Origin of the sequence: Aurantimonas marina, assembly GCF_017183135.1 — a bacterium.
GTDB lineage: Bacteria > Pseudomonadota > Alphaproteobacteria > Rhizobiales > Rhizobiaceae > Aurantimonas > Aurantimonas marina.
In genome coordinates this window covers 1-1,083 of record NZ_JADDXW010000052.1, presented here as the reverse complement: position 1 = coordinate 1,083, position 1,083 = coordinate 1, and the positions used below count along the sequence as shown (strand labels likewise).

General features: G+C 62.3%; 2 protein-coding genes. Both read right to left on the bottom strand.

Translation table 11 applies throughout. The annotated features are described in order from the left end of the window. On the bottom strand, positions 1 to 395 hold a 395-nt coding region (locus ING15_RS19250), incomplete at its 3' end, for a cytochrome b (protein WP_206456459.1). A gap of 250 nt (positions 396 to 645) precedes the next feature. Continuing rightward, positions 646 to 1,083: adenylate/guanylate cyclase domain-containing protein (locus tag ING15_RS19245; RefSeq protein ID WP_206456458.1), on the bottom strand; the 438-nt coding region annotated here is incomplete at its 5' end.

Here is a 1,083-nt window from a genome sequence, read left to right as displayed (position 1 = left end):
GTGTGATAGCCGGCCAGCGTGTCATTGCCGGTCAACCAGGCTGTGAGGCCGAGGATCGGCATCACGATCAGCACCGTGTAGATGAGCGCGTGCGTCACCTTCGCCAGCCACATCGCCCAATCGGGTTCACCCTCTGAATGCGACGGACGCCCATGGATGAAAAAGCGGTCGAGCAAGCGCAGGACCGCCGCGGCGAGAACCGTCGAGCCGAGAACGATATGGGTCCAGCCGAGGATGGTCGTCGTCGATGAAACCGCCTTGCCCTCCAGGGTTCCGTCCCAAAGCGAGACCATGAACTCGCTTTCCAGATACTGGACGATGATCAAAACGACGATCAACCAATGCAGGGCGACGTTGAGCCGGCTCCAGTCAGGGGGCGATGACTTTGCTTTCATAACCGATCACTTCCGATGTCAGATGGTCGTTTCCGGCGCGCGACACTGCCACCGCCAATATAGAACCGTTCTAGATGCGCGGATCGTCAGGGGCATTTCCGGGACTATACGGTTTTGCAATCTTGGAAGGCCCGACATCTGGCGCCGACGATCGCGCCGGCGATCCGATCACACCCATGGCGGGCCTCCGCTGCGGATGCGACATCCTGGGGCGGATCGCACCACTAAAGTTGGGATGTCCGCCTTGGCTCTAAAACGAGGGGACCTCGCCGACGGCCTCGGCCAGCTGGAACCGGACGACAGACATGTCCCGGCTGTGATGACGAGGTCTGACGACATCCCTCGACACCTCTTCAAGATCGGGGCGCTGCCTGGCGGCCATCTCTTGCGACATGGTGATCTCGTCTTCGCCGGATAGAGCGCACAGCCGCGCGGCCAGATTCACCGTCCGGCCAAGGATCGTAAAGTCCGCCCGCTTGCCGGCCCCGAGCGCGGCGGCGATCACCTCGCCCCGGTAAAGACCAATGCCGGGATGGCGAACCAGCGAACCGCATGATGCGATACTTTCCACAGCCGCCGCCACGGCGCGCTCGTCAGCATCCTCACCCTCGAAGAACGCCATCATCCCGTCCCCGACGATCTTGTCGATCTCGCCATCATGCCGCGACACTGCTCCGGCGACGGCCGT